The following is a 25,476-nucleotide window of genomic DNA, read 5'->3' as shown; positions in this document are numbered from 1 at the left end:
CAGTTTCCTGCCGTCAGCGCAGCGGGGAGATGGTCACGCCCAGGGCACCCGGCCCCACGTGTGCTCCTATTATCGAGCTGACCTGCGTCAACAGGAACTCCCGGCCGTAGCTGATCCGGGACTGGAGCTCCTCGAGCAGCTTGCGCGCCCGCTCCGGCGAGCCGAAGTGCTCCACCGCCACGTCCACCGGCCGGTCGCCCGCCCGCTCCACCGCGGCCTCCACCAGCTTCTCCAGCGCCCGTTCGGTGCCGCGGACCTTGGTGAAGGGCACGATCTGGCCGCGGTGCAGGGTCAGCACCGGCTTGATGCCCAGCGCGGTGCCGATCAGCGCCGAGGCCGCGCCGATCCGGCCGCCCTTGCGCAGCCAGTCCAGGGTGTCCACGTAGATGAACTCGCTGGCATGGTGGCAGCGGAACTGGGCGATGCCCTGCACCTGGGCCACGTTCGCGCCGTTGCCCGCCGCCTCGGCCGCGGCCAGCGCGCCGTAGCCCAGGCTCATCCCGCAGGACTGCGAGTCGATGATGTGCACCGGGATGCGGGCCTGCGCGGCGGCCTCCCTGGCCGCGTTCAGGGTCTGCGACAGCTCACCGGAGAGGTGCACCGACACCACCGCCTGCGCGCCCTTGGCCGCGGCCTCCTGGTAGGTCCAGAAGAAGGCGGCCGAGGGCGGCGGCGAGGTGCTCACCGGGATCTGGTCGCGCATCGCCTGGGCCACCTCATCCGGCGGCAGGTAGGCCTCGTCGCTGGCCTTGTCACCCACCTGGAGCTGCAACTGGACCACGGAGATGCCCATGCGCTCGGCGAGCCCGCTCGGCAGGCACGCCGTCGAGTCGGTCACCACTGCTACTCGCCGGTACATGGCAGAGCACGCTAGACGCCGTATTAAAGGTTTGCATCCAGGGAAGCGGTTTCAGTGCCCTATCTCGCCCCTGTGGGCACCCGGGAGGTGAGCACTGTCACGAATCGGGCCTGCTGAGGCTGCCTTGCAGGCAGATTACTCACGGGTAACATGCAGGTGGTCGAGGCCACCGTGCACAAGGTGCTTTCGACGTGGGAAGGTTCGCCAAGATCCTCCCGCACAGGTGGATGCCGTCCTTGGTCTCGGAGGTCGAAGAGGACCCATGAACATCGTCGTCCTGGTCAAGCAGGTGCCTGACACCTATTCCGAGCGCAAGCTCACCGATGCCGACCACACGTTGGACCGTGACTCGGCCGACGCCGTGCTCGACGAGATCAACGAGCGCGCGGTCGAAGAAGCCCTCCGCATCCAGGAGGCGCACGGCGGCGAGGTGACCGTGGTCGCCATGGGCCCCGAGCGCACCACCGAGGCCATCCGCAAGGCCCTGTCCATGGGCGCGGACAAGGCCGTTCACCTCAGCGACCCCGCGCTGCACGGCTCCTGCCAGGTGGCCACCGCCAAGGCGCTGGCCAAGCTGGTCGGCTCCATCGAGGGCGTTGATCTGGTCATCGCGGGCAACGAGTCCAGCGACGGCCGCGGTGGCGCGGTGCCCGCCATGGTGGGCGAGGTGCTCGGCCTGCCGGTGATCACCCAGGCCAGCAAGGTCGAGCTGACCGACACCACGGTCAAGGTCGAGCGGGTCACCGACGAGGGCCTGGCCTTCGTCGAGGCGAACCTGCCCGCCCTGGTCAGCGTGACCGAGAAGATCAACGAGCCGCGGTACCCGTCCTTCAAGGGCATCATGGCCGCCAAGAAGAAGCCGGTGGACACCAAGTCCATCGCCGACGCCGGAATCGAGGCGGGCGAGGTCGGCCTGGCCAACGCCAGCACCAAGGTCGTCGAGGCCGCGCCGAAGCCCCCGCGCTCCGGCGGCCAGAAGGTCGAGGACGACGGCACCGGCGGCACCAAGATCGTCGAGTACCTGTCCGCGCAGAAGCTCGTCTGAGAAGCAGGAGGAGGAAGACCCATGTCCGAGGTACTGGTCCTCGTCGACCACGTGGACGGCGAGATCAAGAAGTCGACCTTCGAGCTGCTCTCGGCGGCGCGCTCCATCGGTGAGCCCAGCGCGGTCGTGGTCGGCGCGCCCGGCACGGCGGCCAAGCTGAAGGACTCGCTGGCCGGCTACGGCGCGGCCAAGGTGTACGTGGCCGAGTCCGAGGAGGCCGCCAGCGTGCTGGTCTCCCCGAAGGTCGCGGTGCTGGCCGAGCTGGTCGGCCGGGTCAGCCCGGCCGCGGTGCTGGTCTCGGCCACCATCGACGGCAAGGAGATCGCCGGCCGGCTGGCCATCCGGGTCGGCTCGGGTGTGCTCACCGACGCGGTGGACGTGGCCGCCGACGGCACCGCCACCCAGTCCGTCTTCGGTGGCTCCTACACGGTGAAGTCCCAGGTCACCTCGGGGGTGCCGATCATCTCGGTGCGTCCGGGCGCGATCGAGGCCAGCCCGGCCGACGGCGCCGCCGCGGAGGAGACCGTCGAGGTCCCCGCCGCCGGTGACCGGGTCGCCCGCATCACCGGCAAGGAGCCGGTGGTCGGCGGCGACCGCCCCGAGCTGTCCGAGGCCACCGTGGTCGTCTCCGGCGGCCGTGGCGTGGGCAGCGCGGAGAACTTCGCCGTGGTCGAGCAGCTCGCGGACAGCCTGGGCGCCGCGGTCGGCGCCTCGCGCGCCGCGGTGGACTCCGGCTACTACCCGCACCAGTTCCAGGTCGGCCAGACCGGCAAGACGGTCGCCCCGCAGCTCTACATCGCGCTGGGCATCTCCGGCGCGATCCAGCACCGCGCGGGCATGCAGACCTCGAAGACGATCGTGGCGGTGAACAAGGACGCCGAGGCGCCGATCTTCGAGATCGCCGACTTCGGCATCGTCGGGGACCTGTTCAAGGTCGCCCCGCAGCTCACCGACGAGATCGGCAAGCGCAAGGGCTGAACCGTTCCACCACCTGCCCGGCTGCTTAGCCCGACAGGATGAAGTTGACCTCCGAGGGGGTTCCGGCGCCGGAAACGGCCGCCGGAACCCCCTCGGTCATGTCTCGCCAGCTCACACGGGTTTCACACTCAGGGTCTCCCCGGAGGCGGCACAGGGTCTTCACCGATTTTCCACCGACGCGTCATCGAATGGACTTTCCTCCGGCCGAATGGCCCGGTAGACCGAGTGCATGACGCAGTCCAGACTGCTGGTCAGCACCGCTACCGAGGGCGCGGACCTGTCCGACGACACTCCGCGCTACTCGCTCCTGGTCGCCAGGGACAGCGAGGAAGTGCGCGCCGCGCAGCGCCTGCGCTACCGCGTCTTCGCCGGTGAGATGGGCGCGAACATCACCGCCCGCACCCCCGGCGTGGACGAGGACTACTTCGACGAGTTCTGCGACCACCTGGTGGTCAGGGACGACCGCTCCCAGGAGATCGTCGGCACCTACCGGATGCTGCCGCCGGAGCGGGCCGCCGAGGCGGGCAGGCTCTACTCCGACAGCGAGTTCGACCTCAGCGCGCTCGACCCGCTGCGGCCGGGCCTGGTGGAGGCCGGCCGCTCCTGCGTGCACCCCGACCACCGCACCGGCTCCGTGGTCGGGCTGGTGTGGGCGGGCATCGCCCGGTACATGCTGCTCTCCGGGCACTCCTGGCTGGGCGGCTGCGCCTCGGTGCCGCTGACCGACGGCGGTTCCTACGCGGCCAGCGTCTGGGACATCGTGCGCACCCGGCACTACGCGCCGGAGGAGTACCGGATCACCCCGCGCGAGCCCTGGGACCCCGACGGCGTGGCCCGCATCCCGCAGGCCACCCTGCCCGCGCTGCTCAAGGGCTACCTGCGGATCGGCGCCTGGGTCTGCGGGCGGCCGGCGCACGACCCGGAGTTCGGCGTGGCCGACATGTACGTGCTGCTGTCCATGCAGCGGGTGGACCAGCGGTACCTGAGCTTCCTGCTCGGCCCGGAGTTCGCCACGCTGCGGGACAAGGGCGGGCTGCCGCCGCGGCCGCGCACCGGCGGGGCCACGCCTTCGGGTAGTGCTCAGCCGCCGGTCAGGCGAGGTTCCCCGTAGGTTCAGCCGAACTGGGCACCCTGGAACCATGACCGCTGGTCCAGCAGAGGCACTGCACTCCTGGATGCCGCACTCCCCGTGCGGGGCATGGTGTCTGCCCACCGGAGACGCACTGCCGAAGGTTTCCCCGGCCCGGCGCGCGCTGCGCCTGGCGACCCTGGCCGCGGTGGTCCTGACCGGACCGCTGTGCGCCCTGACCTTGTCCGTGCTCGGCCCCCGCGGCCGGGCGGCGGTGATCCGCGGCTGGTTCCGCATGGTGCTGGGCGCGCTCGGCGTCCGGCTGCGGGTGTACCGGCCCGGCGCGCTCAGCCTCGCGCCGGAGGAGCGCGAGCGGCCCCGGGACCGCGGGGTGCTCGTGGTCGGCAACCACAGCTCCTGGCTGGACATCGTGGCGCTGAACGCGTTGCAGCCGGTGCGCATGCTGGCCAAGGCCCAGGTGCGGCACTGGCCGCTGATCGGCGCGCTGGCCGCCCGCGCCGGCACCTTCTTCGTGGACCGGCCCAGGCTGTCCACCCTGCCGGCCACCGTGGCCGAGGTGGCCGCGGCGATGCGCGGCGGCGCCGCGGTTGGCGTGTTCCCCGAGGGCACCACCTGGTGCGGCCAGGCCACCGGACGCTGGAAACGCGCGGCGTTCCAGGCCGCGATCGACGCGGGCGTGCCCGCCCGGCCGGTCGCGCTCCGGTTCGTCGTCGACGAGCAGTGCACCACCGCGGCGGGCTTCCTCGGCGACGAGACCCTGCTGACCGCGCTGCTGCGCACCGCGGCGCTGCGCGGGCTGGTGATCGAGGCCTCGGTGCTGCCGCTGGTCTCGCCGGAGGGCCACGACCGGCGCTCGATGGCCGCGGCGGCCGAGGCCGCGGTGACCGGGGCGCTGGGTCAGCCCGAGGCCGAGCACACCGTGCCGGAGGTGGCCGCGGCGGCGTGAGCAGGCCTTCCCGGAAAAGGGCTGGACCTCCACCGCACTGGAGCGTGCAGAGTGCGGGGGTGACCTCGTCGACTACTGGTACCCGGCCCCCCTCCGCGCTCTGGGCGCCCGACCGCCGGGCCACCACCACCGGACTCCTGCTGCTCATCACGCTGGCCGCCTTCGAGGCGATGGGCCTGGGCACCGCGCTGCCCACGATCATCGCCGAGCTGGACGGCGCCTCGCTGTACTCCTGGCCGTTCACCGCGTTCCTGGCCGCCAGCATCATCGGCAACGTCTTCGCCGGGCGGGTCTCCGACCGGGTCGGCCCGGTGCCGGGGATCATCGCCGGGCCGACCCTGTTCTTCATCGGCCTGCTCGTGGCAGGCACCGCGGACACGATGACCCAGCTGCTCATCGGCCGGGCCTTCCAGGGCCTGGGCGCGGGCTCGCAGATCGTCGCGCTCTACGTCATGGTCGCCACCGTCTACCCGGAGCGGGACCGGCCCGCGGTCTTCGGCGCGCTGTCCGCGGCCTGGGTGGTGCCCGCGCTGGTCGGGCCCACCGTGGCCGGGGTGCTGGTGCAGTACGCGAGCTGGCGCTGGGTCTTCCTCGGCCTGGCCCCGCTGGTGCTGATCGGCGCGCTGCTGCTGGGGCCCACCATCCGCTCGCTGCGGGCCAGGGAACGCGAGGAGGTCGCCAGCACCCGGCGCAAGTGGCTGCCGCTGGCCGCCTTCGCCGCCGGGGTCGGGCTGCCCGCGCTGACCTGGGCCAGCCAGCACCCGCAGTGGTCCTCGCTGATCATCGGCGCGGTCGGCCTGGTGCTGCTGGCCCCCGCGCTGCGCCAGCTGCTGCCCAAGGGCACGTTGCTGGCCCGCCGCGGCCTGCCGGTGACCGTGCTGCTGCGCGGCATGCTCTCCGGCTCCTTCTTCGCCGTGGAGTCCTACCTGCCGCTCACCCTGACCTCGGTGCACCACTACTCGCCTGCCACCGCGGGCATCCCGCTCACCGTGGGCGCGCTGGGCTGGTCGGTGGCCTCGCTGTGGCAGGGCCGCTACCCGGACCTGCCCCGGCACGTGCTCATCCGGCGCGGCTTCACCCTGATCGCGATCGCGCTGGCCGGGATGGTGTTCATCTCGCCGGCCTGGGGTCCGTCCTGGCTGTCCATCCCGCTGTGGATCCTGGCCGGCAGCGGCATGGGCCTGGCCATGGCCAGCACCTCGGTGAAGGTGCTCAGCATGTCCGAGCCGGGCGACCGGGGGTTCAACTCGGGCGCGCTGCAGATCTCCGACCTGCTGCTCCAGGCGGTCTGCGTGGGCATCGGCGGCGTGCTGCTCAACCTGCTGGGCTCCACCACCAACCCGACCACCGCTGTGATCGTGCTCAACCTGCTGATGGCGGGGGTCGCCACGATGGGGGCTTTCCTCGCGGGCCGGTCTACCCTTGACGGGCGATGAGCGTTTATCTGGACCACGCCGCGACCACCCCCATGTACCCGGGGGCGGTCGCGGTGATGAGTGAGGCGTTGTCCGGCCTGGGCAACGCCTCCTCGCTGCACTCATCCGGCCGCCGCGCGCGCAGGCTCATCGAGGAGGCCCGCGAGGACATCGCCGCGACCTTCGGCGCCCGGCCGACCGAGCTGCTGTTCACCGGCGGCGGCACGGAGAGCGACAACCTCGCGGTCAAGGGCATCTACTGGGCCCGTCGGCAGGCCGATCCGCGCCGCCGCCGGGTGCTGGTCTCCTCGGTGGAGCACCACGCGGTGCTGGACGCGGCGGAGTGGCTGGCCGCGCACGAGGACGCCGAGCTGACCTGGCTGGCAGCCGACCACACCGGGCGGATCCGGCCGGAGACCCTGGCAGCCGCGATCGAGACCGACCCGGACAGCGTGGCCCTGGTCAGCGTGATGCTGGCCAACAACGAGGTCGGCACGGTCAACCCGGTCCGCGCGCTGGCCGAGGTGGCGCACCGGCACGGCGTCCCGCTGCACACCGACGCGGTGCAGGCCGCCGGCGTGCTGCCGGTGGACTTCGCCGCGTTCGGCGCGGACGCGCTCACCCTCACCGGGCACAAGTTCGGCGGCCCCTACGGCATCGGCCTGCTGCTGCTGCGCCGGGACACCGCCTGCGTGCCGCTGCTGCACGGCGGCGGGCAGGAGCGGGAGGTCCGCTCCGGCACCCTGGACGTGCCCTCGGTGCTCGGCCTGGCCGCCGCCGCCCGGCAGGCCGCGGCCGAGCGGGAGCGCCGCGCCGCCGAGCTGACCGCGCTGCGCGCCGAGCTGGCCGCCGCGGTGCTGGCCGCGGTGCCCGACGCGGTGCTCAACGGCGACGGCTTCGAGTCCACTGTGGACGGTATGCCGGGTCGGCTGCCCGGCAACGCGCACTTCACCTTCCCCGGCTGTGAGGGCGACAGCCTGCTGATGCTGCTGGACGCCAAGGGCATCGAGTGCTCCACCGGCTCGGCCTGCACCGCAGGCGTCGCCCAGCCCAGCCACGTGCTGCTGGCCATGGGCGCGGAGCCGTCCTCGGCCCGCGGTTCGCTGCGCTTCTCCCTCGGCCACACCTCCACCGCCGCCGACGTGGCCGCACTGGGCGCGGCGATCGGCCCGGTGGTGGCGCGGGCCCGCAGCGCCGGACTGGCGGGCCTGCGGCGATCGGTCCGACCCCCGGCAGGAGTCTGAGATGGGTATGCGAGTGCTGGCGGCGATGAGCGGCGGGGTCGACTCGGCCGTGGCCGCCGCGCGGGCGGTCGAAGCTGGTCACGAGGTCACCGGGGTGCACCTGGCCCTGTCGGCCAAGCCCGGCACGCTGCGCACCGGGTCCCGCGGCTGCTGCACCATCGAGGACTCGCACGACGCCCGCCGCGCCGCGGACGTGCTCGGCATCCCGTTCTACGTCTGGGACTTCGCCGAGCGGTTCACCGAGGACGTGATCGAGGACTTCGTCGCCGAGTACGCCGCGGGCCGCACCCCGAACCCCTGCCTGCGCTGCAACGAGAAGATCAAGTTCGCCGCGCTGCTGGACAAGGCGATCGCGCTCGGCTTCGACGCGGTGGCCACCGGCCACTACGCCCGGCTGGCCCAGGTGGACGGCCGCCCCGAGCTGCGCCGCAGCGCGGACGCGGGCAAGGACCAGTCCTACGTGCTCGCCTCGCTGACCCCGGAACAGCTCAGCCACGCGATGTTCCCGCTCGGCGGCTCCACCAAGACCGCGGTGCGCGCCGAGGCCGAGCAGCGCGGTTTGTCCGTGGCCAACAAGCCGGACAGCCACGACATCTGCTTCATCCCCGACGGCGACACCCGGAAGTTCTTGCAGGGCAAGCTCGGCACTCGTCCAGGCGAGCTGGTCGACGACGCCACCGGCGAGGTGCTCGGCGCGCACGAGGGCGTGCACGGCTTCACCATCGGCCAGCGGCACGGCCTGGGCCTGGACCGCCCGGCCCCGGACGGCCGCCCGCGCTACGTGCTGTCCCTGGAACCGGTCTCCGGCACGGTCCGGGTGGGCAGCCGGGAACGGCTCCAGGTCACCGAACTGGTCGGCGAGCGGGCGATCTGGCCCTCCGGGGTGCCGCTGGACGGACCGGTGGAGTGCGTGGTGCAGGTGCGCGCGCACGGCGGCACCGCGGGCGCGGTGGCCCAGCTGCGCGGCGAGCAGGTGGTGGTCAGCCTGCGCGAGCCGCTCGGCGGCGTGGCGCCCGGCCAGGGCCTGGTGCTCTACCGCCAGGACGCGGCCCAGGGCGACTTGGTGCTGGGCGCGGCCACCATCACTCGGACGCGCTGACCAGCACCCGGTCCCGGCCCAGCTCGGTGCGCAGCTTCACCGCCACCAGCACCGAGAGCAGCACCAGGGTGAGCGAGTTGGTCGCGATGATCACCGTGTCCGCGCGCCCGATGCCGTAGAGCACCCAGCAGAACACGCCCGAGCCCAGCGCGACCAGGTAGACCCAGGAGAAGTCGCGCGCGCTGCGCCGCTTCAGGCAGCGCACCACCTGCGGCAGCCAGCACGCCGTGGTCAACACCCCTGCCAGCGCACCGATCAGCGTGATCACCTGGACACCCCCTGTCACCTGTACGGACTTTATTCTCAAGGAGAACAAAAGGAGCGTGGCAGGCTAGGGGGCGTGAGCACAACCCCGTTTGCCGAACCCGCGGCCCAGCGACTGCTCTCGCTGGCGCACCGGCACGGGCCGCTGACCAGAGCGGACCTCAGCCGCCGCCTGGACCTGGCACGCAGCGCGACCGGGAGTGCGATCACCGAGTTGGCGCAACTGGGGCTGATCCAGTGCGGCCCGCCCGCCGACGGCCCGCGCCGCCTGGGCCGTCCCTCGCCGCAGGTGTCGGTGGTGCCGCGGCCCAGGGTGCTGGCCGCCCAGGTCCGCTCGCGCTCGCTGAGCATCGCCGCGGTCGGCCTCGGCCGGGCGGTCACCGACCGCACCGAGATGCCGCTGGCCCCCGACGAACGCACACCCGAGGCGGTGGCCGACCGGCTGGCCGAGCTGGCCCGCCCGCTGCTGCGCCGCCACCAGGGGCTGACCGGGCTGGCCATCGCATTGCCCGCGGTGCTGGACGCGCCGAACGGCCAGATCCACGCCGCCTTCCACCTGGGCTGGACCGACGTGCCGTTCAAGCGGCTGCTCGCCGAGCGCCTGCCCGGCCTGGACCTGTACCCGTGCAACGACGGCCACCTGGCCGCGCTGGCCGAGAGCAGGCACGGGGCGGCCCAGCAGGCCAGGGTGGCGGTGGTGCTGGGCGGCGACGACGTGGGCATCGGCGGCGGCCTGGTCCAGCACGGCGTCACCTTCGACGGCAGCGCGGGCCACGCCCTGGAGGCCGGTCACCTCCAGCTGAACACCGCCGAGCCGAGCCGTTGCCCGTGCGGCGCGACCTCCTGCTTCGAGACCCAGGCCGACGCCCGCGCGCTGCTCCGGCACGCAGGCATCCCGTTCACCGACACCACCGACCCGCGCGCCGCGGTCGCCGAGGTGCTGGCCGACCCCCGGCACACCGCCGCGGTGCTGGCCACCGCGGACCGGATCGGCGCGGGCCTGGCCGTGCTGGTCACCCTGCTCAACCCGGACCTGGTCATCCTCACCGGCCAACTGGCCGCCATGCACGGCGCGCCCGGCGCCCGCGAGCGCATCCTGGCCGGTATGGAGACCTCGCACGTGGCCCGCATCCACCCGGTCCCGGTGACCACCGCCGCCCTGCCCGACCCGGTGCTGATCGGCGCGGCCGAACTGGCCCTGGCCCCGCTGCTGGCCGCGCCGAGGACGGCCGCGACCGCCACCGGCTGAGCTACTCCGGCAGCCAGTCGGTGTTCGCCCCGCAGACCACCACGCAGGCCTGCTCGGCCGGGACCTCGTCCTTGAGCCACAACGCGAACGGCACCGCGGCGGCGGGCTCCACGGCCAGCCGGAACTCCTCCCACAGCCGGTCCCTGGCCGCCAGCAGCTCCGCGTCGGTGACCAGGTGCGACTCGACCCCGGCCGCGCGCAGGACGGCGAAGGTCAGCTCGCCCGCCCTGGCCGCGCCCAGCGCGGACATCGCCACCGAGTCCACCTCGGTGTCCACCGGCTCGCCCGCCCGCAGTGCCGCGTGCAGGCAGTCACAGCCCCTCGGCTCCACCGCGACGATCCGCCGCCCGGTGCCCAGCGCCAGCCCGGCGGCCAGCCCGCCGCCGCCGACCGCGACGAACACCGCGTCCACCTCTGGCGCGTCCGCCACGACCTCCAGGCCGACCGTGCCCTGGCCGGCGATCACCGCCGGGTCGTCGTAGGCGGAGACGAACCGGGTGCCCGGCTGCTCGCCCTCCAGCCGGGCCGCCTCGTTGGCCTCGGGGTAGGTCTGGTGGTGCACCACCTCGGCCCCGGTTTCCTTGATCCGCCGGATCTTGCTCTCCGCGGCGTAGCTGGGCACGTGCACCCTGGTCGGCAGGTCCAGCAGCCGGGCCGCGGTGCCCACGGCGAACCCGTGGTTGCCGCCGCTGACCGTGGCCACCCGCGCCGGCCGGTCGCCGGTCAGCAGCGCGTTGGTCGCGCCGCGCAGCTTGAACGAGCCGGTCAGCTGAAGCTGCTCCAGCTTGAGCCACAGCGGCCTGCCGTCCACTGCCACCCGCAGCATCGGCGTGCGCCGGACGTACGGGGCGATCCGCTCGGCCGCGCTGGCCACATCCGCCGGGGTCGGGAGTCGAGTCATGACCCCAGCCTGCCCGCGGCGAGCCTTCAGCAGAAGCGATGTCTGCTCGGGGGTTTGTAGCGATACTTAAGGCATGGACGCCGACCGACTGCGGGTGCTGGTCGAGGTCGCGCACGCCGGTTCGATCAGCGCCGCCGCGACCCGGCTGTCGGTCACCCCCTCCGCGCTGTCCCAGCAACTGGCCAAGCTGGAGCGCTCGGTCGGGGTGCGGCTGCTGGACCGCGGACCCGGCGGGGTGCGGCCGACCGAGGCGGGCGCGGTGCTGGTGCGGCACGGCGAACGGGTGCTCGGCGAGCTGCGGGACGCCGAGGACGCGGTGCGCGCGCTGCTGGGCCAGCGCCCGGAACGGATCGCGCTGGGCACCTTCGCCACCGCGGGCGCGCTGCTGGTCCCGGCCGTGCTGGCCGAGTTCCGGCAGCGGCATCCCACGGTCCGGCTGGCCCTGCTCGACATCGAGCCGCCGGCCGGCTACGGCCTGATCGCCTCCCGCGAGCTGGACCTGCTGATCACCCACCGCTACACCGGGGTGACCCTGCCCCCGCTGGGCGGCGCGCGGCGGCACCGCCTGCTCACCGACCCGCTCCGGCTGGTGCTGCCCGCGGGCCACCGGCTGGCCACCGCCGAGCGGATCACCCTGGCCGAGCTGGCCGGGGAGGAGTGGATCAGCGGCAGCCCCGGCGTGCCCAACCGGACCTGCCTGCAAGCGCTGGCCGCCCGGACCCGGCTGGACCTGCACGTGGCCTTCGAGACCCGCGACTACGGCGTGACGCTCGGCTTGCTCAGCGCCGGGGTCGGCGTCTCCCTGGTCCCGGCCAGCGTGCTCGGCGCGGCCGACACCCGGCGGCTGGCGGTGCGCTCGCTGACCGGTCTGGCGCCGGTGCGCGAGATGCACGTGGTGCACCGGGCCCGCCCGCTGCCGCTGACCGCGGAGGTGGTGCGGCTGCTCACCGCGGCGGGGGCGAAGATGTACCGGCAGACCACCGGAGGGAGCGGCGACCATGACCGATCGTGAAGAGCGCTCCTACCGGCGCGCCCAACTGCTCGACGACCCCAGGTTCGAGCGGTTCCGCACGCTGCCCGCCCGCCGCCGCCTGGTCGGCGCGCTGACCGCGCTGCTGGTCGCCGAGGCCGCGCTGTTCATCCTGCTGCCGGGAAATCCGGTGGCGCTGCTGGTGATCGCGGTGGTGCTGACCGCGGCCTGCGTGCTGTGCATCGGGCTGCTCAAGGCCTCCACCAGGGGCGTGGAGGAGCTGCCGGAGCGCAACCTGGACGAGTACCAGTGGCAGCTGCGCGGCGAGGTCTACGCCCGCGCCTACCGGATCGGCCAGGCCCTGCTGCTGGCCGAGCTGGTCGCGGTTGGCGGCTGGCTCGCCTTCGACCTGCCCAGTCCCGGCCGCGGCGTGGTGATCGCGGCCCTGCTGATCCCGTTCCAGCTCGCGGTCATCCTGCCCACCATGGTCGCCGCCTGGCACCGGCGGGTGTAACCCGACTGCCGGGTGTAGAAGCGCTGCTCGCCGGGAACGTTGGCTCATGCCCTTCCCTCGGACGGCCATTGCCGCCCTCACCTGCACTGCTCTACTGGCCTGCGCCGGTTGCGGCGGCGTCGGCGCGGCGCTGGCCCCGGAGGCCGCCGGGCTGACCACCATGGGCTTCGGCCTGCCGGACGAGCACGCCACCGCCAGGGTCGCCGCCTACCGTGCCGCGCACCCGGAGACCCCGGTGCGGATCGTGGAAGGCGCCTTCGACGCCCAGCAGTTCCTCTCCTCGGTGGCCGCGGGCCGGCCGCCGGACCTGGTCTACGCCGACCGCACCACCCTGGGCGGCTTCATCGCCCGCGGCGCCCTTCAGCCGCTGGATGACTGCGTGCGGCGGCACCGGGTCGACCTCGGCCAGTTCCGCGCCGCCGCGCTCGGCCAGCTGACCTACCAGGGGCGGCTCTACGGGCTGCCGGAGTTCAACCTGGTCCGGGTGCTGCTGGTGGGCGAGGACACCGTGCGCGCGGCCGGGGTGGCGCCGGAGCGGGTCAGCACCACCGACTGGGCCGCGCTGGCCGAGCTGACCGATCGACTGTCCGAAGTGGACGGGAACCGGCTGCGGCGGATCGGCTTCGACCCCAAGGTGCCGGAGTTCCTTCCGTTGTGGGCCAAGGCCAACGGGGCCGACCTGGTCAGCCAGGACGGGCGCACGCCCCGGCTGGACGACCCGAAGGTGGTCGAGGCGGTGGCCTTCACCGCGGACCTGGTGCGGCGGCAGGGCGGCTGGCCGGTGTTCAAGGCGCTGCGCGACTCCTTCGACACCCACGGCGCGGGCAACGAGTTCGCCACCGGGCAGGAGGCCGCGCGGCCGATGGAGAACTGGTACATCAACACCCTGGCCAACAACTCCCCGAAGGCCGCGGTGGCGGTGCGCCCGTTCACCGACCGCCAGGGCAACCCGATCTCCTATGCCTCCGGCTCGGCCTGGGGCATCCCGGTCGGCGTGCGCGATCCGGCCAAGGCGTGCGAGTTCGCGGTGACCATGACCGCCGCGGACACCTGGTTCGCCGCCGCCAAGGCCCGCAAGGAAGCCTTGGCGCGCAAGGGAAGGCCGTACTCGGGCACCTACACCGCGAACCGGGTGGCGGATGAGCGGATCTTCGCCGAGCTGTACTCGGCCGCCTCGGTACCGCTCATCGACGCGGGCGTGCGGGTGGTGCTCGGGCTACAGGACAAGGCGTTCGCGCTGCCGGTGGTGCCCGCCGGGCTGGAGTTCACCCAGGCCTACGAGGGCGCCGCGCACCGGGTGCTGACCGGCGCGCAGGACCCGGTGAGCGCGATGCGGCAGGCGCAGCGGGAGGCCGAGCTGGCCATCGAACGGGCGCGGAGGTAACCATGAGCGTGGTGCGGCGGGAGAGTCGCTGGGCCTGGTTCTTCCTCGCGCCCTGGCTGATCGGGCTGGCCCTGTTCACCATCGGGCCGACCATCGCCGGGCTGGTGCTCTCCTTCACCGACTACGACCTGGTCAACCCGCCGCGCGCGGTCGGCGTGGCCAACTACGCCGACCTGCTGGCCGATCCGAAGGTGGGCACCGCGCTGTGGAACACTGCGGTGTTCACCGTGCTGCACGTGCCGCTGCAGATCGTGCTGGCGCTGGCCATCGCGGTGTTGCTGCACCGGATGGCGGTGGCCCGCGGCTTCTTCCGCACCGTGCTGTACCTGCCGGTGATGACCCCGCCGGTGGCCATGGCGGCGATGTTCCTGCTGCTGCTCAACGGCCAGACCGGCGCGATCAACGAGCTGCTGTCCTGGTTCGGTGTGGACGGTCCACAGTGGACAACCGATCCGGCCTGGATCAAGCCGGGGCTGGTGCTGATGAGCCTGTGGACGGTGGGCAGCACCGTGGTGATCTACCTGGCCGCGCTGTCCGGGGTGGCGCCGGAGCTGTACGAGGCGGCCCGGCTGGACGGGGCCGGGGGGTGGGGGCAGTTCTGGCACGTGACCCTGCCGCAGATCAGCCCGACGGTGTACTTCACCGTGCTGGTCAACACCATCGCCTCGTTGCAGACCTTCACCGAGGCGTACTCGATGTTCTTCGGCGCCGGGGCCCAGTCCGGCACCGAGGGCGACGCCGCCCTGTTCTACGTGATCTACCTGTTCCAGCAGGCCTTCGGCGCGCTGCGGATGGGCTACGCCTCCGCGCTGGCCTGGCTGCTGTTCCTGATCATCCTGGTGGTGACCGCGTTCCAGGTGCGGGCCAGCCGCCGCCTGGTGCACTACGAGGGGAGCCCGAGGTGAGGCGGCGCCCGTTCACCGTGCTCGCGCTGCTGGCGCTGGCCGCGCTGTTCCTGTTCCCGTTCCTGTGGCTGCTCAGCGCCAGCCTCAAACCGCGCGAACGGGTCTTCGACAACAGCCTGTGGCCGGACCCGTTCACCCCGGCGAACTTCAGCGAGGTCTGGCAGGCGGTGCCGCTGCCGCTGTGGCTGCTCAACAGCCTGCTGGTGGGCCTGGCCGCGGCGCTGGCGGTCACCCTGTCCAGCGCGCTGGTCGCCTTCGGCTTCGCCTACTTCCGCTTCCGCAGCCGCAACCTGCTCTTCGGCCTGGTGCTGGGCACCATGATGCTGCCCGCCGCGGTCACCATGGTGCCGGTGTACCTGGAGTGGGACTGGCTCGGCCTGGGCAACACCCAGGTCCCGCTGTGGGCGCAGAACCTGTTCGGCTCGGCCTTCTTCGTCTTCCTGCTCCGCCAGTTCTTCCTCAGCCAGTCCCGCGAGGTCTTCGAGGCGGCCAGGGTCGACGGCGCCTCCTTCCCCAGGCTGTTCACCAGCATCGCGCTGCCGCTGGTGCGGCCGGGCCTGATCGTGGTGTTCGTCTTCGAGCTGAAGAACAGCTGGACCGAGCTGATGAAACCGCTGATCTACCTGCGCGACCCGGACCTGTTCACGGTGCCCCGCGGCCTCAAGGCGGTGCTGGACCGCTTCGGCCAGGGCGGCGAGGCCCAGTGGGAGCTGGTGCTGGCCGCCAGCACCATCGCCACCGTGCCCATGATCGTGGTGTTCCTGCTGGCCCAGCGCTACTTCCTCAGCGGCCTGACCACCCAGCGCCGCTGAGTGTCGATTCTCCTCCGGCCCGTTCGTCGGTGTCCGACAGGACCCGGACCGGAAGGAAATCCGATGAGCGCCACCCTCGGCAGCATCCTGCTCGCCAGCACCGACCCCGCCCGCCTGCGCGACTGGTACCAGCACGCCCTCGGCGCGCACGTCAGCAAGGACGGCTTCCTCATGTTCGGCGAGGTCGCCGTCCTCATCGAACACCGCGACGACATCGCCCCCGCCCCCGCCGAACCCGGCCGCGTCATCTTCAACTTCCACGTCGAGGACGCCCGGTTCGCCGCCGCCCACCTGACCAAGCTGGGCGTCACCTGGCTCGTCGAGCTGGAGGAACGCAACGAGGGCATGCTCTTCGGCACCCTGGAGGACCCCGACGGCAACTACATCCAGATCATCGAGCTCGGCGAGGCCTACCAGGCCCGCATCCGCGCGGAGATGGCCGATGTTCGCTGACACCAAGGCCTTCAGCGGCTTCTCCGTCAACGACATCCCCGCCGCCCAGACCTTCTACGCCGGCACCCTGGGCCTGCGCGTCACCGAGTCCCAGGGCATGTTGACGCTGCACCTGGGCTCGGGGGCGGAGGTCTTCGTCTATCCCAAGCCGAACCACGTGCCCGCCGAGTACACGGTGCTCAACTTCCCGGTGGCGGACATCGACGCGGCGGTGACCGAGCTGAGCGCACTGGGGGTGCGGTTTGAGCGGTACGCCGGGATGACGGATGAGCGGGGGATCGCGCGGGGGTCGGAGGCAGGGCAGGGGCCGGACATCGCGTGGTTCGCGGATCCGGCGGGGAACATCCTGTCGGTGCTGGAGATCTGAGCCGGCGGGCCGGGGCGTCGCACAGCGCCCCGGCCGCCAGGCTCAGCGCGTGCTCCTGCGCTGCCGCGGCGACGCGCCGGTCCGCGGAGACGCCTGGTAGGGGTCGTGCGGCCGCTCCCGTGCGGTGATGACCTGGCCGCGAATCGAGCGCAGCTCCTCGCTGGCCACGTAGATCCGGGCCTTGGTCTCGCCGCGCGGGACCAGCAGCCCCCGCTCGACCAGCATCCGGAGGTCGCGCGCGGCGGTGCCCGGCTCCAGCTCGGCGTCCCTGCCGTAGCCCGCGCGGCGCACGGTGAGCCCGATCGAGGCCTGGAACAGCGCCGAGGCGGTGCGTTCCGGCAGCTTCCGCTCGGCCAGCTCGGTCTCCAGCCGCTGCCACATCCGGGCCGCCTCGTCGATCCGGCGCAGCACGGTCTGGGCCTGCATGTGGTGCGCGGTCAGGTTGAACCGGATCCAGGCGTGCGTGCCGCGCTCGGGCCGCCAGGTCCCGCCACCGGCCTCGGCGAGCGCGTCGTAGTAGGCGTTGGTGTTGCGGCCGAGCCACTCCTCGATGCTGCTGAACTCGGGCGTGAGGATCTTCTCCCTGGCCAGCACCAGGGTTTGCAGCGCCCGCGCCATCCGGCCGTTCCCGTCCCGGAACGGGTGGATCATGACCAGGTTGAGGTGGGCGAGCGCCGCGCGCACGAAGACCGGGCAGTCGCCGTCCGCGGCCAGCGCCTCGGTCAGCTCCCGCATGAGTCCTGGCACGAGCTCGTGGTCCGGCCCCTCGTAGACGATCTCGTCGTGTTCCTCGTCGTGCACGTAGATCGAGCTCTGCCGGTACCGCCCGGGGCTCTTCGTCAGGTCGTGGCCCAGCATCATGAAGTGCAGGCTGCGCAGCAGCGACTGGTCGAGGGTGAACTCCGGATCGCCTGCCAGCTGCTGGATGTAGGTCAGCGCGTTGCGGTAGCCGACGATCTCCATCGACGTGCGGCGGTCGGCGTCGAGCGGTTCGTCGTCCTCCAGCAGCGCCACGGCGTCGTCGAGGGAGACCTCGTAGCCCTCGATGCTGTTGGAACCGCGGATGGCGCGCGCCTTCAGGTTGCGGCGGAGCTGCCCCTTCCACCGGCGCGGCTCGCTCAGGAAGTACCGGAGCCGACGCCGGTAGTCATCGATCTCCTCGATGACCCGGTGATCGTCGGCATCCAGTGCCGGAGCGCGGAATAGCATTAATCAATCGTCCACCTTGACGATTGATTCGTCAATCTCGCAACACTGACACCCCTTGTCAGCGGACCTGGCCTACGGTCGGCGGCAAGATCCACTGAAAGGACCCGCCTTGCCCACCACCCGCGCCGTCATCGAGGACTTCCTCACCCGCGCCACCACCGGCACCCCCGAGCACATCGCCGCCCTCTTCGCCGAGCAGGTCGACTGGCAGCTCAACTGGCCGGCCGAAGGCCACCCCGCCGTCCCCTGGATCCGCCCCCGCCACACCAGAGCCGACGTCGCCGACCACTTCCGCGAGCTCGCCGCGGCCCACATCCCCGGCACACCCAGCCGCGCCCCGGAGCTGCTCGTCGACGGCCAGCACGCCGTGCTCTTCGTCGAGCTCGCCCAGACCGTGCGCGCCACCGGCCGGTCCTACACCGCCCTGTGCGCGCTGCGGTTCACCGTGGTGGACGGGTTGATCACGCGCTACCACGTCTACGAGGACAGCCTGTCCGTCGCGGTGGCGCTCACCGCCTGACCCCCGGCCGGCCCACGGGACAGGCGTGGCAGGCTTGGGCGGGTGAAGGTGAATCCCGGCACGGTTACCGGTATCGGCTCTCTGCCCGGCAGCGACCCCCTGGAGGCCGCGCGGATCGTGCTGGGCGAGTTGCCCGAGCTGCCGCACCTGCCCGAGCTGCCCGCGCGCGGGGTCGGCGCGGACATCATCGGCCGGACCGCGGGGCTGCTGGTGGAGCTCGCGGTGGAGCTGGTGCCCTCGGCGTACCGGGTGACCGCGCGGGCCGGGCGGGACCACCGGCGGGCGGTGGACCTGCTGCGCACCGACCTGGACGCCTTCGACGAGGCACTGGAGGCCACCGGAGCGCGGGAGACCGTGAAGCTCCAGTCGGCCGGGCCGTGGACGCTGGTCTCCCAGGTGGAGCTGGTGCGCGGGCACCGGGTGCTCACCGACCGGGGCGCGTTGCGCGAGTTCACCGAGTCGCTGACCGAGGGGCTGATCCGGCACATCCGCGAGGTCGCCGAGCGCACCGGCGCAGCTGTGGTGCTCCAGCTCGACGAGCCCGCGCTACCCGCGGTGCTGGACGGGCGGCTGCCCACGCCCTCCGGTTACGGCAACGTGGCGGCGGTGCCCGCGCCGGACGCGCAGGGACTGCTGGGGCAGCTGATCGAGCGGGTCAAGGCGGCCACCGGGTGCGCGGTGGTGGTGCACTGCTGCGCGCCGCGGCCGCCGGTGACGCTGTTCCGCAACGCGGGGGCGGACGCGATCGCGCTGGACGCCACCCTGATCGGCAAGGCCCCCACCGCGCTCTGGGACGAGCTGGGCGAGACCTGGGACGCGGGCACCACGCTGTTCCTCGGCCTGGTGCCCACGCTGGAACCGAAGACCCCGCCCACCCTGCGCGCACTGGCCGACCCGGCGCTGCGCCTGGTCGACCGGCTCGGCTTCAACCGCGAACTGCTCGCCGAGCGCGCGGTGGCCACTCCGTGCTGTGGCATGGCCGGAGCTTCTCTGAGCTGGGTCCGGCGCGCGCTCGCGCTCAGCAGGGACCTGGGCAAGGCGTTCGTGGAGCCGCCGGAGGGCTGGTGAGTCAGCCGTGCTCGGCCAGGAACCTGGTGACGGCCGAACGGGCCAGCTGGGTCTGGTAGGAGCCCCAGTTCGCGTCGAAGCCGTGGTCGGCGTAGGGCAGGAACAGCGCCTGGTGCGGCACGCCGGCCTTGGTCAGGCCCTCGTCGAGCATGCGCGCCTGGGACTGCGGCATCAGGAAGTCCCGCTCGCCCTGCACGATCAGCGTGGGTGGCAGGCCGCCGCGCAGGTAGCTGCTGGGGGAGAACGCGCGGTAGCGGTCCGGCTGCTGCTGCGCGCTGCCGCCCAGCACGTCGTTGAGGATGGCCCGGCCGGTGTCGGTGCCGTCCGGACCGGTGGCGAAGGCGGGCAGGTCGTACGGGCCGTAGAAGTCCACCACTGACTTGATCTTGCCGTCAGGCAGGTCGCAGCTGGGGCGGAAGGCGTCGGTGCCCGCGGTGTAGGCGGTCATCAGCGACAGGTGGCCGCCCGCGGACTGGCCCATCACCGAGATCCGGTTCGGGTCGACGCGGTACTCCGCCGCGTGCGCGGTGATCCAGGCCAGCGCGCACCGGCTGTCCGCGACCGTTGCCTGCCAAGCGGTTCCGGGCGGCGTGTCGCGCACCATCCGGTACTCGATGTCGAAGACGGTGTAGCCAAGCCCGGTCAGCAGCCGGTTCCACTCCGGGGTCATGCTCCGGTTGCCCGAGGCCCAGCCGCCGCCGTGGATGAGCAGCATCGCCTTGCCCGAGCCCGGATCCGCCGAGGGCCACACGTCCAGGTCCAGCCCGTGCCCGCCGGGCGAGGCGTAGCGCACGGTGCGGCCCTGCTCCGGCGAGCCCAGGTTGAGGTGCGCGGCGTTGGCCAGGTACGTGCCGAGGCTGACCTCCGCGCCCGCCCGGCTGGCCTGCTCCCTGGTGATGATCGTCGGCACCAGGCCGGTGGCCGCGGACAGCGCGACGGCCACCGCGGCCGCGATCGTGGTCCGCCACCGGCGCTTGCGCAGCGCGAGCAGCAGCACCACCACCGCGAGCAGGCTCAGCGCCAGCACGTGCAGCGGGAAGGTGCGCAGCACCAGCGCGGGCAGGAAGGACGGCTGGCGGTCGAAGAACAGCAGCCAGGCCGCCGCCAGCGCGAGCAGCAGGAGCAGGGCGGCCAGTGCGGGCAGTAGCCAGCCGCGCCTGGCTGGCTTAGGGGGTTCCTCCGGCATACCTCCTTCCTACACCCAGGTCTAGGCCAGCTGATGCCTAGTACGACTACGCATTGACCTTGGGCGATATGTCCGGGAATACTTTCCGCCCAAATAGACAACTTTATTAACTAATTGGGTCGGCCGACCCAGGAATGCCGAGGATTCATGCGAGTTCCTCGCCCTGCCCTGCTCCGAACCGTGGCGATCGGCACCGCCGTGGCCCTCGGCGCGGCGATGGTGAGCGCGGCGACCGCGAACGCGGCCGCCAGTGGTCAGATCCGGCTCGACGGCGTGGGGTACGCCCACGACGACACCAAGATCGGCTACCTGATGGCTCCCGCGAGCAGCGAGGGCGCCCGGTTCACGGTGCTCGACGCCGCGGGCCGCACCGTGCTCGCCGGCCAGGCCGGGGCCAGCCTCGGCGGCTGGAACGCCGGGTACACCGCGGTGCACCCACTGGACTTCTCCGCGCTGAAGCGGCCCGGCAGCTACCGGGTCACCGTCTCCGGCCCGGTGCGGGCCACCTCCGCGACCTTCCAGATCGGCACCGCCCGGCAGCTGTTCGGGCCGGTGGCGGACAAGACCTTCGACTTCTACGCCGCCCAGCGCGACGGCGGGGACGTGGTGCCCGGCAGGCTCGGCCGCAAGCCCGCGCACCTCAGCGACGCCAAGGCCATCGTCTACGACACGCCGAACTTCCGGCCGGACAACCAGCTGGCCGAACCGCTCAAGCCCACCGGGCAGACGGTGGACCTGGAAGGCGGATGGGTCGACGCGGGCGACTTCGTCAAGTTCACCTCCAACACCGCCTACACCCTCGGCGAGCTGTTGCTGGTGCAGCGGGAGGGCAACCGCGACCGCACCCTGTCCAGCGAGATCGACTTCGGGCTCAAGTGGCTGGACAAGGCATGGGACGAGAAGTCCAAGACCTTCTACGTGCAGGTCGGCATCGGCGTGGGCAGCCCGGACCTGGGCATCCTCGGCGACCACGACGTGTGGCGGCTGCCGGAGACCGACGACGCGCTCCAGGTGAAGCCGGGCGATGAGAAGTACTTCATCAAGCACCGCCCGGTGTTCCGGGCCGCCGCGCCAGGGGAGAAGATCAGCCCGAACCTGGCCGGTCGCGCCGCGGCCGCCTTCGCGCTGGCCGCCCAGGTCGAGTCCCGCCGCGACTGGCGCAAGGCCCGGTACTACCTGGAGCAGGCCGCCTCGGTCTTCGCCCAGGCCAAGACCACCGACGTGGGCCAGCTGACCACCGCGTTCCCGCACTCCTACTACCCGGAGAACTCCTGGACCGACGATCTGGAGTACGGGGCCACCCAGCTCGCGCTGGCCGGGCACGCCCTCGGCGACCGCAGGGCGGGCGACTGGGCCACCCAGGCCACCCGGTGGGCCAGGGCCTACCTGGCTTCCGGCGACCAGGACACGCTGAACCTGTACAACACCAGCGCACTCGGCCACGCCGACCTGGTGAAGGTGTTGCGCACCAGGTGGGTCCGGGACGCGCAGGTGACCGAGGCGCAGCTGATCGGCGACCTCAAGCGGCAGCTGGACAAGGGCGTGGCCCGCGCGGCGACCAGCCCGTTCCGCACCGCGGTGGACATCACCGCCTTCGACGTGGCCACCCGCAGCTTCGGCTACGCGGCCACCGTCGAGCTGTACCGCTCGGTGACCAGGGACCGCAGCTACGACGCCTTCGGCTCCCAGCAGCGCAACTTCGCCCTCGGCGCCAACTCCTGGGGCCTGTCCCTGGTGATCGGCGTCGGGCCGCGGTTCCCGTACTGCCCGCACCACCAGGCGGCCAACCTCTCCGGCAGCACCACCGGCGGGGAGAAGATCCTGGTCGGCGGTGTGGTCAACGGGCCGAACGCGGCGGAGAAGTTCGCCAGCCTGGGCGACCTGCCCGGCGGCGGCGTGGCGTGCTCGCACCCGCTGGCGGCCTTCGACGGCCAGGGCTCCCGGTTCGTCGACGACGTGCGGGCCTGGCCGAGCAGCGAGCCCGCGATCGACTACACCGCAACGGGAACACTGGCGCTGGGCCTGACCGCCCTGCGCTGAACCAACGTGCTGGTGGCGGCCCCCTGACCCCGACCGGGGGCCGTCACCAGCCCACCAAGGCCAAGCCCGCCAACGAGATCCCGGCCGCCAGCGCGGTGGAGGCGGTGCCCAGCACCAGTGCTCTCGGCCCGGTGGCGAGCAGTTCCCGCAGCCGCACCGCGGTGCCCAGCGCGAACAGCGCCCCGGCCATCAGCACGGTGGCCGCCACCTTCGCCACCGCCAGCACCGGGTCCGGCAGCAACCCGGTGCTGCGCACCAGGATCATCGCCACGAAGCCGAGCACGAACACCGGCGGCAGCCACTGCCCCTGACGTCGGCCCACGATGGTCACCAGCGGCGCGAGCAGCACCACCCGGCTCAGCTTCACCACCACCGCCGCCGACACCGCCGCCGCGCCCGCGGGGGCCGCGCCGACCAGCACCTGCGCCACCTCGTGCACACTCGCCCCCGCCCAGCCGCCGGTGGCCCGCGCGGACAGGCCGAGCAGCTCGGCGAGCACCGGCAGCAGCAGCATCCAGAGGCTGCCGAACAGCGTCACCAGCGCCACCGCGGTGGCCACGTCCCGGTCCCGCCTGGGCACCACGCCCTCCATCGCGGCCACCGCGGCCGCGCCGCAGATCGAGAAGCCGGTGGCCACCAGCGTGCTCAGGCCCTCCGGCAGGCCGAGCCAGCGGCCGAGCAGCCGGGTGCCGAGGAAGGTCCCGGCCACCGTGGCCAGCACCACCAGCAGCATGCCGCCGCCCAGGTCGAGCACGTCGCTGACCGCGAGCTGGAGTCCGAGCAGCACCACACCCGCCCGCACCAGCCGCCGCGCGGCCCAGCTCAGCCCGGGGGAGCAGGAGGCTGGCAGCAACCCGGCCGCGCTCGCCGGGCGCGTGGCCCGCTGGACCGCCGTCCCGGTCCGCCACCGGCCGAGGTTCCCTGCCGCGATCCCCAGCAGCACCGCCACGGTCAGCGCGCTCACCGAAGGCGCCACCGCCGCGACCCCGAGCGCGACCGCCACCGCGGCGGCGACCACCAGCAAGCCCGGCGCCGTTGCCGAGCCCCGCGTAAATGTCCTCACCACACCAGCATCGGCCCGCGTGTGACACTTCGGTAGGCCGAGTTGGCTAGGCCGTCATAATGTTTGGTTATGAGCAAACCGCCGGACCCCGAGTCACTCGACCTGCTCGTCCGGCTCGCCGAGCTGGGCAGTCTGGGCCAGGCCGCCGCGCGGCTGGGCATCAGCCAGCCCGCGGCCAGCAAACGCCTGGCCACCCTGGAGAAACGGCTCGGGCTGGCCCTGGTCGACCGCAGCACCAGGGGATCCACGCTCACCGAGTCCGGCCAGATGGTCACCGAATGGGCCAAACGGGTGCTCGCCGAACTGGACGTGCTGCTGCACGGCGCGGAGGCCCTGCGCGCCCGCCGGGTGGCCGAGCTGAGCGTGGCGGCCAGCATGACCGTGGCCGAGCACCTGGTGCCCGGCTGGATCACCGAGCTGCGCCGCGGCAACCCCGGGCTGTACGTGGGCTTGCAGGTGACCAACTCGGCCGCGGTGGCCGAGCTGGCCCGGCGCGGCGAGGTCGACCTCGGTTTCGTCGAGTCGCCGTCGGTCCCGCGCGGTCTGCGCACCCGCCGGGTGGCCGAGGACCGGCTGGCCGTGGTGGTCGCGCCCGGCCATCCGTGGGCGAAACGGCGACGACCGGTTGGCCCGGCCGAGCTCGTGGGTACTCCGCTGGTTGTCCGGGAACGGGGTTCGGGCACCAGGGAAACCCTCGAACGGGCGATGGAACGCACCGGAGTGGGTAAGGTCCGGGCACTGGTCGAGCTGGGCTCCACCACGGCCGTGCGCGGCGCGGTCGCGGCCGGGTCCGGCCCGGCGGTGCTCAGCGTGCTCGCGGTCGAGGCCGACCTGGCCGACCGACGGCTGGTCGAGGTGCCGGTCAGCGGGATCGACCTGCGGCGGCAGCTGCGCGCCGTGTGGCCCGCCGGGCGGGCGCTCGCGCCACCGGCGGCAGCCCTGCTGGCAGTCGCGACCAGAGCTTCTCGCCCGGCCCGGTGACTTCGACGCTACGGTGGGTACTGAAGGACCTGTGCGAGAAGTCTCGCGCACGATACCCGCGCCGAGGCGGCCCCTGGCGGCACGGCCGGGCCACCCGACTACGTCCGGTATGAGGGTGGCCCGGCCGCACCGCCAGGGACCACCTCGATCACGGCTCTCGCACACGAGACTTCTCGCACAGGTCCTGCCCCGCACTGGATGAGGATTGGCGGCCATGAAACGGTTCCTGCGCAAGCTGCGTGGCGGCTTCGAGCCCGACCCGGTCGAGCCAGCCGACCCGCACGAGGCCGCCGTCGCGTTCTGGCAGCGCTGGAACACCGAGCTGCTGCCGCAGGTGAGCGCGGCACTCGGGGACAAGGACCCCGGCCGGGTGGAGAACCTGGTGGTGGAGGCGGTCACCGCGATCCACCCGAACCTGCAGTTCGCGGTGGAACGCGGGCAGCGGGCGGTGTACGCGCTGGTGCTCAGCGCCCAGGGCGACCCGGACCTGCGGCCCTACACCGACGCCTGGCTGGCCGCCGCGCCCGATCCCGGCCCGATGTGGGAGTTCTACGACGCGGTGCCGCCGGTGCCCGACCCCAACGAGGTCACCGTCAACCTCGGCCCGCACCGGCTGCCGCTGTCCCAGGTCCGGCTGGCCGCGCTGATCGACGAGGAGGCCGGGCTGGTCGACGTCGCGGTGTTCCACCCCGGCATCGCCGCCCTGGACGACGCGGGCAAGGCCGCGATGACCTTCCTGCCACTGGACGCCACCCTCGGCGAGCGGCTGGCCGGGGACCGGCTGGGCCGGGTGGAGACCGCCGAGGCCGAGCCGGTGGACGCCATCACCCTGGTCGAGCTGCGCGAGCTGGTGGTCGAGCTGGACCGGCGACACTCCGGCCGCTGACCCGGCAGAACTGTCGGTGGGTTTGACT

26 protein-coding genes are annotated in these 25,476 nt (G+C 72.7%); 20 read left to right on the top strand and 6 right to left on the bottom strand.

The annotated features are described in order from the left end of the window. Positions 1-13: 13 nt before the first annotated feature. Positions 14-838 carry a DegV family protein gene (locus M8C13_RS34760; protein WP_308202888.1) on the bottom strand — a complete coding sequence of 275 codons (825 nt, stop codon included), beginning with the start codon at positions 836-838 and terminating at the stop codon, positions 14-16. Between the two features lie 283 nt (positions 839-1,121). Here M8C13_RS34760 and M8C13_RS34755 point away from each other — a divergent pair, with 283 nt between their 5' ends. The 7 genes from M8C13_RS34755 (at position 1,122) to mnmA (ending at position 8,676) form a co-directional block, all read left to right on the top strand. Continuing rightward, positions 1,122-1,904: an electron transfer flavoprotein subunit beta/FixA family protein gene (locus tag M8C13_RS34755; protein WP_252485024.1), complete on the top strand. Its 783-nt coding sequence runs from the start codon at positions 1,122-1,124 to the stop codon at positions 1,902-1,904. Between the two features lie 21 nt (positions 1,905-1,925). Beyond that, complete coding sequence (locus M8C13_RS34750; protein ID WP_252485023.1) at positions 1,926-2,882, top strand: electron transfer flavoprotein subunit alpha/FixB family protein; 957 nt, start codon at positions 1,926-1,928, stop codon at positions 2,880-2,882. A gap of 229 nt (positions 2,883-3,111) precedes the next feature. Then, positions 3,112-3,993, top strand: a complete 882-nt coding sequence (locus tag M8C13_RS34745) for a GNAT family N-acetyltransferase (RefSeq protein ID WP_252485022.1) — start codon at positions 3,112-3,114, stop codon at positions 3,991-3,993. Between the two features lie 28 nt (positions 3,994-4,021). Continuing rightward, positions 4,022-4,918 carry a 1-acyl-sn-glycerol-3-phosphate acyltransferase gene (locus M8C13_RS34740; RefSeq protein WP_252485021.1) on the top strand — a complete coding sequence of 299 codons (897 nt, stop codon included), beginning with the start codon at positions 4,022-4,024 and terminating at the stop codon, positions 4,916-4,918. 59 nt (positions 4,919-4,977) lie between these two features. Continuing rightward, a complete protein-coding gene (locus tag M8C13_RS34735) occupies positions 4,978-6,354 on the top strand; it encodes an MFS transporter (protein ID WP_252485020.1) in 1,377 nt (458 codons plus the stop codon). After that, positions 6,351-7,577, top strand: a complete 1,227-nt coding sequence (locus tag M8C13_RS34730) for a cysteine desulfurase family protein (protein ID WP_252485019.1) — start codon at positions 6,351-6,353, stop codon at positions 7,575-7,577. The genes M8C13_RS34735 and M8C13_RS34730 overlap by 4 nt, the downstream gene beginning before the upstream one ends. A 7-nt stretch (positions 7,578-7,584) precedes the next feature. After that, positions 7,585-8,676: a tRNA 2-thiouridine(34) synthase MnmA gene (mnmA, locus tag M8C13_RS34725; RefSeq protein WP_252485053.1), complete on the top strand. Its 1,092-nt coding sequence runs from the start codon at positions 7,585-7,587 to the stop codon at positions 8,674-8,676. On the opposite strand, the gene M8C13_RS34720 is transcribed toward mnmA, so the two are convergent. After that, positions 8,660-8,944 carry a SemiSWEET family sugar transporter gene (locus tag M8C13_RS34720; protein WP_252485018.1) on the bottom strand — a complete coding sequence of 95 codons (285 nt, stop codon included), beginning with the start codon at positions 8,942-8,944 and terminating at the stop codon, positions 8,660-8,662. The genes mnmA and M8C13_RS34720 overlap by 17 nt on opposite strands. 72 nt (positions 8,945-9,016) lie before the next feature. Here M8C13_RS34720 and M8C13_RS34715 point away from each other — a divergent pair, with 72 nt between their 5' ends. Beyond that, on the top strand, positions 9,017-10,189 hold the full coding sequence (locus M8C13_RS34715; protein ID WP_252485017.1) for an ROK family protein: 1,173 nt from the start codon (positions 9,017-9,019) through the stop codon (positions 10,187-10,189). A 1-nt stretch (position 10,190) separates the two neighbouring features. Here the strand turns inward: M8C13_RS34715 and M8C13_RS34710 are convergent, their stop codons facing one another. Beyond that, positions 10,191-11,090 carry a serine/threonine dehydratase gene (locus M8C13_RS34710; RefSeq protein WP_252485016.1) on the bottom strand — a complete coding sequence of 300 codons (900 nt, stop codon included), beginning with the start codon at positions 11,088-11,090 and terminating at the stop codon, positions 10,191-10,193. A 73-nt stretch (positions 11,091-11,163) separates the two neighbouring features. On the opposite strand from M8C13_RS34710, the gene M8C13_RS34705 reads away from it, so the two are divergent. The 7 genes from M8C13_RS34705 to M8C13_RS34675 all read left to right on the top strand — a co-directional run bounded on the left by M8C13_RS34705 (position 11,164) and on the right by M8C13_RS34675 (position 16,495). Continuing rightward, positions 11,164-12,102 carry a LysR family transcriptional regulator gene (locus M8C13_RS34705; RefSeq protein ID WP_252485015.1) on the top strand — a complete coding sequence of 313 codons (939 nt, stop codon included), beginning with the start codon at positions 11,164-11,166 and terminating at the stop codon, positions 12,100-12,102. Next, on the top strand, positions 12,089-12,574 hold the full coding sequence (locus tag M8C13_RS34700) for a hypothetical protein (protein WP_252485014.1): 486 nt from the start codon (positions 12,089-12,091) through the stop codon (positions 12,572-12,574). The genes M8C13_RS34705 and M8C13_RS34700 overlap by 14 nt, the downstream gene beginning before the upstream one ends. A gap of 46 nt (positions 12,575-12,620) precedes the next feature. Further along, a complete protein-coding gene (locus M8C13_RS34695) occupies positions 12,621-13,958 on the top strand; it encodes an ABC transporter substrate-binding protein (protein WP_252485013.1) in 1,338 nt (445 codons plus the stop codon). Between the two features lie 2 nt (positions 13,959-13,960). Further along, the gene (locus tag M8C13_RS34690) at positions 13,961-14,863 is read left to right on the top strand and encodes a carbohydrate ABC transporter permease (protein ID WP_252485012.1); all 903 of its coding nucleotides are present in this window, start codon (positions 13,961-13,963) and stop codon (positions 14,861-14,863) included. Further along, entirely contained in the window at positions 14,860-15,675 is an 816-nt protein-coding gene (locus M8C13_RS34685; RefSeq protein ID WP_252485011.1) for a carbohydrate ABC transporter permease, read from the top strand. The genes M8C13_RS34690 and M8C13_RS34685 overlap by 4 nt, the downstream gene beginning before the upstream one ends. A gap of 63 nt (positions 15,676-15,738) precedes the next feature. Beyond that, positions 15,739-16,128, top strand: a complete 390-nt coding sequence (locus tag M8C13_RS34680) for a VOC family protein (protein WP_252485010.1) — start codon at positions 15,739-15,741, stop codon at positions 16,126-16,128. After that, entirely contained in the window at positions 16,118-16,495 is a 378-nt protein-coding gene (locus M8C13_RS34675) for a VOC family protein (protein ID WP_252485009.1), read from the top strand. Before M8C13_RS34680 ends, M8C13_RS34675 begins: the two co-directional genes overlap by 11 nt. A gap of 42 nt (positions 16,496-16,537) precedes the next feature. On the opposite strand, the gene M8C13_RS34670 is transcribed toward M8C13_RS34675, so the two are convergent. Further along, complete coding sequence (locus tag M8C13_RS34670) at positions 16,538-17,704, bottom strand: Fic family protein (protein ID WP_252485008.1); 1,167 nt, start codon at positions 17,702-17,704, stop codon at positions 16,538-16,540. Positions 17,705-17,813: 109 nt separating this feature from the next. Between M8C13_RS34670 and M8C13_RS34665 the strand changes: the two genes are divergently transcribed. Continuing rightward, a complete protein-coding gene (locus M8C13_RS34665) occupies positions 17,814-18,224 on the top strand; it encodes a nuclear transport factor 2 family protein (RefSeq protein ID WP_252485007.1) in 411 nt (136 codons plus the stop codon). A 42-nt stretch (positions 18,225-18,266) separates the two neighbouring features. Next, complete coding sequence (locus tag M8C13_RS34660; RefSeq protein WP_252485006.1) at positions 18,267-19,292, top strand: methionine synthase; 1,026 nt, start codon at positions 18,267-18,269, stop codon at positions 19,290-19,292. 1 nt (position 19,293) lies between these two features. Here the strand turns inward: M8C13_RS34660 and M8C13_RS34655 are convergent, their stop codons facing one another. Next, the gene (locus tag M8C13_RS34655) at positions 19,294-20,478 is read right to left on the bottom strand and encodes an alpha/beta hydrolase (RefSeq protein WP_252485005.1); all 1,185 of its coding nucleotides are present in this window, start codon (positions 20,476-20,478) and stop codon (positions 19,294-19,296) included. A 147-nt stretch (positions 20,479-20,625) separates the two neighbouring features. Between M8C13_RS34655 and M8C13_RS34650 the strand changes: the two genes are divergently transcribed. Further along, positions 20,626-22,518 (top strand): glycoside hydrolase family 9 protein, encoded by a 1,893-nt coding sequence (locus M8C13_RS34650; protein ID WP_252485004.1) that lies wholly within the window; start codon positions 20,626-20,628, stop codon positions 22,516-22,518. Positions 22,519-22,561: 43 nt separating this feature from the next. Here the strand turns inward: M8C13_RS34650 and M8C13_RS34645 are convergent, their stop codons facing one another. Further along, the gene (locus M8C13_RS34645) at positions 22,562-23,581 is read right to left on the bottom strand and encodes a putative sulfate exporter family transporter (RefSeq protein WP_252485003.1); all 1,020 of its coding nucleotides are present in this window, start codon (positions 23,579-23,581) and stop codon (positions 22,562-22,564) included. Between the two features lie 69 nt (positions 23,582-23,650). Between M8C13_RS34645 and M8C13_RS34640 the strand changes: the two genes are divergently transcribed. Together M8C13_RS34640 and M8C13_RS34635 are read left to right on the top strand one after the other, a co-directional pair. Beyond that, positions 23,651-24,562, top strand: coding sequence for a LysR family transcriptional regulator (locus M8C13_RS34640; protein WP_252485002.1), 912 nt, complete (start codon positions 23,651-23,653; stop codon positions 24,560-24,562). A gap of 214 nt (positions 24,563-24,776) precedes the next feature. Continuing rightward, positions 24,777-25,448: a hypothetical protein gene (locus tag M8C13_RS34635; RefSeq protein ID WP_252485001.1), complete on the top strand. Its 672-nt coding sequence runs from the start codon at positions 24,777-24,779 to the stop codon at positions 25,446-25,448. Positions 25,449-25,476: the final 28 nt, after the last annotated feature.

It is taken from the genome of Crossiella sp. SN42, from assembly GCF_023897065.1.
Lineage (GTDB): Bacteria > Actinomycetota > Actinomycetes > Mycobacteriales > Pseudonocardiaceae > Crossiella.
The sequence above is the reverse complement of the archived record's forward strand: the minus strand, read 5'-3'. Positions and strand labels throughout refer to the sequence as shown.